Source organism: Butyrivibrio sp. WCD3002 (assembly GCF_000424265.1).
Lineage (GTDB): Bacteria > Bacillota > Clostridia > Lachnospirales > Lachnospiraceae > Butyrivibrio.
Genome location: NZ_KE384154.1, coordinates 22,968 through 29,819, shown reverse-complemented (window position 1 = coordinate 29,819; position 6,852 = coordinate 22,968). Strand labels below are relative to the sequence as shown.

The window sequence follows — 6,852 nt, the reverse complement described above, 5'->3', positions numbered from 1 at the left end:
GCCCAGACCCGTCCTCGTCGGAAGCAGGACAGCAAGCCTGCTTGCTGTCTGTTGCATCAGGATAATCCGTGTCACTTCGTCAAGGGCTGCCCAGGCGCATGCGCCCAGCGTACTGTCCCTTGACGTCGTTCCAGCTCCATTATGAATTATTCTTTTTAGTTCGGAGTACACGGTACCAGGTTCTAGAATGAGTGAAATAACTTGATAATATTACCTATATGTAATATTATGGAAATACACACTACGTGGGAAGGGAGGTTGCTATGTGGAACTAGAATGTTTAAATATAAACGGCCTATCCAATGTTTATGAAGTAAGCGTGTTTAAAAAAGAGTTTTCGAAGGCTGTAAGTGAAGCGTGGCGAAGTATTCCTCCGTTTCAAAGATTTCAAAAAAAGTTACTACAAGACCTTGCAGTCCTTGAACAGGAAAAAGAGCATGCAATAGATTTGGCGCAATTTGAGCTATTGGAAGACAATGAAAAGATATATAGTATTAGGCATCCTGAGACAAAGAAGAATGTTCGAGTACTTTATTATATCTCTGATGATGGAGAGATTATTTTATTAAAGGCGTTTTTAGAAAAGAATGATAATGACTATAGATTAGCAATTAGAAGCGCAAAGAATAGAATTAAATGGTTATTAAGTGATTAATATTATTTCTATAGTTCATTTATGGGACAACGGAGGTAAAGATGGGATTAAAGGACAAAATACAAAACGCAAAGAAGAACGATTGGATAACAAATGGCTTTAGCAAAGCTGAAACGAAAAGTATTGTTGAACTTGCCCAAATTTCAGCCAGAATTGAAAGACGCAGGATAGAACTCGGTATGACACAGAAACAATTTGCTGATTTCATGGGTGTCACTCAAGGAATGGTATCAAAATGGGAAAGCAGAGATTACAATTTTACAATTAAATCTCTAAATGAAATATGTGAAAAAATTGGATTAGAATTTAGACCTTCCATCGATAGTTATGAGAAAAAGGATACATTTACGCTTATGGATTTTATAAGTGAGACGGACAATTATGGTCAGAATAAATGGATTTCAAATATAAATCTTGAAAACAGAGAGGAAATAGCATGCTAGCATTTGATTCAGTTGCTACAGGTATTGAATTAATTGGATGTACTATACTAAATTTGAATATTGAAAATAATATTGTAGGACTTCTTCCGGATACAGAGAAAAGCTTTGGGCTTAATGTTTTTAAACCGCAGATTTATGAGGATGGCGGATACAAGGCGCAGGCACGTATTGAGATTGTAATTACTATTAAACAGGAAGGTCCTAGAGAAACCAATATTTCATTACTACTAGAAGGTGCATTTAAATCGACTAGTGAGACTACAAAAGAAGAATTCATGCAACTTGTAGCAATAAATGGTGTTGCTGCACTGATTGGTATCGCTCGTGGAAAGATAGAGTCTATCAGCGGATCTATTTACAATACTGGTAAGATAGTTATTCCTTTCGTAAACGTTGTTGAATACTATAAAAAGGTTGAAAAACTTCTGGATGAAGAATCCACATAAGAAATTCTAAAGTTCGGAGTACACGGTACCAGGTTTTTATTTTGGCTTTGAATAACATTGCCAAATAAACAAGATTATTGGTATTTAATCAAGATCACCGTACAATTCTATGTACTTTTGCAACTTTGAATCTCTATCTGTGATAGCAGAGTGTAGAGATTTGATTTCAGAGGCAAGGGATTCGTTCTCAGAGGCAAGAGACTCGACTTCAGAAGAAAGTTCTTCAATCTTTTTCTTCTGGAAAGCCTCATGAGCAATAGCGTCCTCACGCCTTCTGCAGAGCTCACGAACCTGCTCATCGGAGTTATATAAATAAATAGATTCAGCGGTATCAGTGTAAGGAACATGATTTTTAGTGTTCAGAAGAAGATAATGTGAATAAAATTCAGTATTATTCGGCAGGAGATTCTGATCAGTTATGCAGTAATGTGTAGTAGGTTTAAGAAGTGAATAGTTATCACCGCCTTTAAGATTATCATATATATCAACCGCAATGAGCAAAAGAAAGAATTATTGATACATGTATGCAAGCTAGTAGAGGATACCGGTATGATGCCTGACAGAGAACTGCAGACTATTGCTAGGGCTACATGCAGATTTGTGATTAATGATACAGATGCTGTGATAAGAAAGCAATTGAAGGAATATTATGATAAATGTAGAAAAATAGACGCACCTAGTGCGCCTATTTTCTACCGAATACAGTTTGTTACTCTGGAAGGCTATCAAGGAATTCCTGTGCTGTCATAAGTCTAAGATCATTTGCCTCGAAATCACTTTTGTTATTAGTGATAATAACATCAATGGCATTGTCTTTAGCGACAACATATTGCAGAGCATCCTCTGTGTCATGCCATCTTAGCTTAAAAGCTTTATGAACATGTTCTTCAGACACATTTAATATGTGCATTATTGAGAGGAAACTCTCAACATTATCCCTTGCCTGTTCTTCAACATCTTTTCTTAAAAGTTGCTTGTCTTCAGGTTGTTCTTTGTTTTTGGACACCATTGCTTTGGTTACCAAGTACAAAACGTCTGTTACAGACGAGCTTGTGAGACATTCGTAATGACTATTGTCCTCTGCCAGCTTAAAGAGTTTTTTTGCAGCTTCGCCACCAGTTCTTCTTTCAAAGTAGTCGAGAATCACATTTGTATCAACTAAGAGCTTCATCTGCTTTGTAGCCTTTCTGTACGGATTTCATCTAAAGACATGTCTAAATTAGATGCAATGCCATACAACTCATCTACAATACTTTTTTTTGCTTCAGTGATAGTCACATCAACTTTTTTCCCTTTCAGAGAAAAAGGAATACTGATTATCGGCGATAAGAGATCAGCATCCAGTGTTGTTCTTACAACTTCCATAGCGATTCCTCCGTTCATCTGGCCTCCTCCTTTCTTAAATTATTTATATCCAATAGGGGAGGATAGCCTCGCCCTACTTGATAACTTATTAGTTACGTTCAGGCGATTAACCTGTATTCAATTTCTCCATCAAACTTTAATGCCCATATATGTATTATGGAAAAACATAAAGTAGATATGGAGAATATAAACGGCTCTTATCTTTATCTAATGTTCTATAACGACGATAAAGAAGAATTCCGTATCCTTTTGCCCATCCGGTCATGCTCTTGCATGCCTTCTGTTGGTTGTTATCCCTAAAGCAAAAGTCCCTAGAGTTCCTACTCCGGATATAACATACTCAAATAACATTTCTATTTTATTATAGCATATTTTGTAAAATACTGCTAAATCCAGTTCCGATGCGACTTTCTGATTATACTTACAATTTTGCAGGTTAAATGCAACACAAAACTCCTGTCAGAGAAAATGCAACGCAAAATGTATTTACCTTGAAATATTTCTCTCGGGAGGGAGAGAATGCGCCGCAAATTGCTATTAAGTAGTAATTGTGATAATTCGGAGTACACGGTACCAGGTTCTAATATGTAGTAACAGGCAGATTCCGCATCTGCCTGTTTGCCATGCATAAATGCTTATTCAAAAGCAAAAAATGGTACAATGATACAGTATTTTATAATCGAGCAAAAACAGAACTCTTAGCTAAATGGCATTGCCAACGTGAGGAACAATCAATGAAATTTACAATTCATTCCCTCTATTTGACAGTATATGCGCAGATACAATAGGACAGATTTTGGACGCTACTCCTAACTGTATCAAATTGTCAGATGTGGACAAAGAAATAATGAGACATGCAGGCGTCGCATCAAATATTATGATGACATTACCTATGCTGGAATACGCTGAAGTCTCAGAAATCCTCGATTTTAAGAAAAGCATGAAGGTGCCTCTTGATAATTTCAGAGGCTCAATATATGGCTTTGCAGAGAAAATGTCATCTTTACCCTGGGATGATGATTTCGAATATGAATGCCTTAAAATGTACGAAACACAGGTGTTACCTAATATAAATGAAATAAACGAGTTAACCGGTGAAACAAGCGTGTTAAAAAACTTTGGAAAACGAGTTTTGGAAGACGAAGAAGAAAGAAAAAAGCTTGGATATTTAGGTGCAGGATTGGCAGCTACCATCACTACAGGAGAAGGGATATCCGGTGCTATGTCGGCGCTAGAAAACGTTATTCGAATGGGGGCAAAAATAGGATTAACAGCTGCCGGGGTTGAGGCATTTTTGAAAACAACGGATATATTGAATAAGGCATTTAGTGATAGGAAAGAAGTGAAGAATAAAATTAGTAATAATGTTATGTATTACTACTATATGGCGAAAGAGAAGTTTTCGTGAGGGGAATATAAAAAAGAAATGGATTTATTCAATGATGTGATTTCGGAGGACAGGCAACACTCCAATTATAAGCAGATTAAACATAATAAATATCAGACGGAGATTATTAATGTTTAGGGAATATTGCAGTTTTGCTTTTGTACGTTGTGAATTGAGTATAGCAGTGCAAATTGCCATTAAGTAACAATTGTGGTAGAATTACTCGGCGGAAATTTCAAAAATTTGCGACAAATACGAATTTAAAACCGCGCGAAATGCTGATATTTACTGGTGTTTTGAGTGATTGTATTTAGTTTGTAACTATACATATAAAATAGAGGAAAATACCAATGAGTTATGATTTTAGTTCAGATCCGAGATTTAGCGACATAAAGCATATCGAAGGCAAGTGCCTTCTTGCATCTCCCACCATTCACGGTGATGAGGAAAAGTATGTATCTCAGGCCTTTGCTTCCGGATGGGTTACAACAGCAGGCGAGAACATAGATAGAATTGAGGCCGAGATTGCAGAGTATGTAGGCTGCAAATATGCGGTAGGACTTAGCTGTGGTACAGCAGCTCTTCATCTTGCTACAAAGCTTGCAGGTGAGAAGCTCTACGGACAGCCAAGACCTGATCAGGGTACATTAGCAGGTCGTAAGGTGTTCTGTTCAGATGTAACATTTGATGCATCTATTAACCCTGTTGCTTACGAAGATGGCGAAGCAGTATTTATCGACACAGAGTACGATACCTGGAATATGGATCCGGAAGCTCTTGAGAAGGCATTTGAGATATACCCTGATGTAAAGCTGATAATTCTGGCACATCTTTATGGTACTCCCGGAAAAATGGAGGAGATCAAAGCCATAGCTGATGCTCATGGAGCATTAATTATAGAAGATGCAGCTGAGTCTTTAGGAGCAAAGTACAAGCTTGGTGATAAGTGGGTAGAGACAGGAAGTCTTGGAAACTATGGCTGCATCAGCTTCAATGGTAACAAGATCATTACCGGTTCCTCAGGCGGTATGTTTTTAACAGACTCCCTTGAAGATGCTAACAAGGTTCGTAAGTGGTCCACACAGTCCAGAGAGGATGCGCCTTGGTATCAGCATGAAGAGATAGGCTACAACTACAGAATCAGTCACCTGATTGCATCCTGCGTAAGAGGTCAGTTCCCTTATCTTCAGGAGCATATCGATAGTAAAAAGCAGATTTATGAGCGCTATAAAGAGGGGCTTAAGGACCTTCCTATAAAAATGAATCCATATGATGAAGCGAAAAGTGTTCCTAATTTCTGGCTTAGCTGCTTAATAATTGATGAGGATGCTATGGCTCCCTTCGTTAGAGGTGAAAAAGATCAGCTTTGGTCACATGAAAGTGGTAAGAGCAGCCCTGGAGAAATTCTGCAGGCACTTAGTTACTTTGGTGCTGAAGGAAGACCGATATGGAAGCCTATGCACTGCCAGCCTATTTATAGAAGTAATGGATTCATTACTAAGTGTGGTAATGGAAGAGCAAGAAGTAATGCTTACATTGCTGAGAGTGGCATGGTTGATGTTGGTGCTGATATATTCAGAAGAGGACTGTGCCTGCCAAGTGATAATAAGATGACGGTGGAACAGCAGGAGCAGGTGATTGAGATAATTAAGAGATGTTTTGCATAAAAACATTTTGTTGCTATAGTTAATTGGTTGTCGTTGGAGGGACGAATCTCTCCGGAAAGAGTCATTAAGTTGACCAGATTTTTTGATATATTTTTTAGCCTTTTGGCAATTATAATACTTCTGCCTTTAATGATTCCGATTATGATAGGGCTTAAGCTGACGGGAGAGCATGATATCTTTTACGGACAGGAGAGAATTGGTAGAGGCGGTGAGCCGTTTAAGGTAATGAAGTTTGCCACTATGCTTAGAAATAGTCCGAACATGGCAGGCGGATACTATACAGAGAAGAACGATCCGCGAATTCTTCCAATGGGAAGATTTCTCAGAAAGACTAAGATCAATGAGTTGCCACAGCTCCTGAATATCTTATCAGGTGATATGAGTATCATCGGATACAGACCGCTTGTAGTGAAAGAATTTAAGGAGTACAAGCCTGAAGTTAAGGCAGTTTTGGCGAAGTCAAGACCGGGACTTAGTGGAATCGGATCAATAGTTTTCCGAAACGAAGAGGAAATTCTGCAGACTTTTGATAGTCATGAAGAAAAAGATAAGTTCTATTTCGATCACATAATGCCTTATAAGGGCGAGCTTGAATGTTGGTATGTTCAGCATAAGAGTGTGTTTATGTACTGGAAGCTGATATTCATGACGGTTGAGGCTGTGTTGAAAGGAAACACTGATTGGAAGAAGCTTAAAGGAATTCCGCAGCCGCCGAAGGAATTGGAGAGATTTCTGTAAGGCAAAAAACATTTATAATCATATGAACAGGGGCTTCCATAGTTCGGGAAGTTGGTATAATGCGTAAGCCTAACGAACTATAGGGAGTCTTTAATACTGTAATAGAGTAATATGTTTGGGCTTGAATTGATACTTGAAACGATGCTTGTTG

9 protein-coding genes are annotated in these 6,852 nt (G+C 38.1%); 6 read left to right on the top strand and 3 right to left on the bottom strand.

All coding sequences use genetic code 11. The features are described 5' to 3' along the window. Positions 1 to 265 precede the first annotated feature (265 nt). The 3 genes from G608_RS0117895 to G608_RS0117885 are packed head-to-tail and all read left to right on the top strand — an operon-like array spanning position 266 to position 1,544. On the top strand, positions 266 to 655 hold the full coding sequence (locus G608_RS0117895) for a type II toxin-antitoxin system RelE/ParE family toxin (protein ID WP_026497126.1): 390 nt from the start codon (positions 266 to 268) through the stop codon (positions 653 to 655). Positions 656 to 696: 41 nt separating this feature from the next. Further along, a complete protein-coding gene (locus G608_RS21840) occupies positions 697 to 1,098 on the top strand; it encodes a helix-turn-helix domain-containing protein (RefSeq protein ID WP_035796208.1) in 402 nt (133 codons plus the stop codon). Then, the gene (locus tag G608_RS0117885) at positions 1,092 to 1,544 is read left to right on the top strand and encodes a hypothetical protein (RefSeq protein ID WP_026497125.1); all 453 of its coding nucleotides are present in this window, start codon (positions 1,092 to 1,094) and stop codon (positions 1,542 to 1,544) included. Before G608_RS21840 ends, G608_RS0117885 begins: the two co-directional genes overlap by 7 nt. Before the next feature lie 84 nt (positions 1,545 to 1,628). Here the strand turns inward: G608_RS0117885 and G608_RS0117880 are convergent, their stop codons facing one another. From G608_RS0117880 to G608_RS0117870, 3 genes are all read right to left on the bottom strand, one after another. Beyond that, positions 1,629 to 2,045 carry a hypothetical protein gene (locus G608_RS0117880; protein WP_026497124.1) on the bottom strand — a complete coding sequence of 139 codons (417 nt, stop codon included), beginning with the start codon at positions 2,043 to 2,045 and terminating at the stop codon, positions 1,629 to 1,631. A 208-nt stretch (positions 2,046 to 2,253) separates the two neighbouring features. After that, positions 2,254 to 2,715 (bottom strand): type II toxin-antitoxin system VapC family toxin, encoded by a 462-nt coding sequence (locus tag G608_RS0117875; RefSeq protein ID WP_026497123.1) that lies wholly within the window; start codon positions 2,713 to 2,715, stop codon positions 2,254 to 2,256. Beyond that, the gene (locus tag G608_RS0117870; protein WP_026497122.1) at positions 2,712 to 2,927 is read right to left on the bottom strand and encodes a hypothetical protein; all 216 of its coding nucleotides are present in this window, start codon (positions 2,925 to 2,927) and stop codon (positions 2,712 to 2,714) included. The genes G608_RS0117875 and G608_RS0117870 overlap by 4 nt, the downstream gene beginning before the upstream one ends. 814 nt (positions 2,928 to 3,741) lie before the next feature. Between G608_RS0117870 and G608_RS0117865 the strand changes: the two genes are divergently transcribed. The 3 genes from G608_RS0117865 to G608_RS0117855 all read left to right on the top strand — a co-directional run bounded on the left by G608_RS0117865 (position 3,742) and on the right by G608_RS0117855 (position 6,701). Continuing rightward, positions 3,742 to 4,317 (top strand): hypothetical protein, encoded by a 576-nt coding sequence (locus tag G608_RS0117865; protein ID WP_207637699.1) that lies wholly within the window; start codon positions 3,742 to 3,744, stop codon positions 4,315 to 4,317. A 329-nt stretch (positions 4,318 to 4,646) separates the two neighbouring features. After that, the gene (locus tag G608_RS0117860; RefSeq protein WP_051209513.1) at positions 4,647 to 5,963 is read left to right on the top strand and encodes a DegT/DnrJ/EryC1/StrS family aminotransferase; all 1,317 of its coding nucleotides are present in this window, start codon (positions 4,647 to 4,649) and stop codon (positions 5,961 to 5,963) included. A gap of 27 nt (positions 5,964 to 5,990) precedes the next feature. Beyond that, positions 5,991 to 6,701 (top strand): sugar transferase, encoded by a 711-nt coding sequence (locus G608_RS0117855; protein ID WP_330367093.1) that lies wholly within the window; start codon positions 5,991 to 5,993, stop codon positions 6,699 to 6,701. Positions 6,702 to 6,852: the final 151 nt, after the last annotated feature.

Excerpts from the sequence above, each read along its gene's own strand:
- G608_RS21840 (WP_035796208.1), top strand. The coding sequence starts at position 697 with ATGGGATTAAAGGACAAAATACAAAACGCAAAGAAGAACGATTGGATA.
- G608_RS0117885 (WP_026497125.1), top strand. The coding sequence starts at position 1,092 with ATGCTAGCATTTGATTCAGTTGCTACAGGTATTGAATTAATTGGATGT.
- G608_RS0117875 (WP_026497123.1), bottom strand. The coding sequence starts at position 2,715 with ATGAAGCTCTTAGTTGATACAAATGTGATTCTCGACTACTTTGAAAGA.
- G608_RS0117870 (WP_026497122.1), bottom strand. The coding sequence starts at position 2,927 with ATGAACGGAGGAATCGCTATGGAAGTTGTAAGAACAACACTGGATGCT.
- G608_RS0117860 (WP_051209513.1), top strand. The coding sequence starts at position 4,647 with ATGAGTTATGATTTTAGTTCAGATCCGAGATTTAGCGACATAAAGCAT.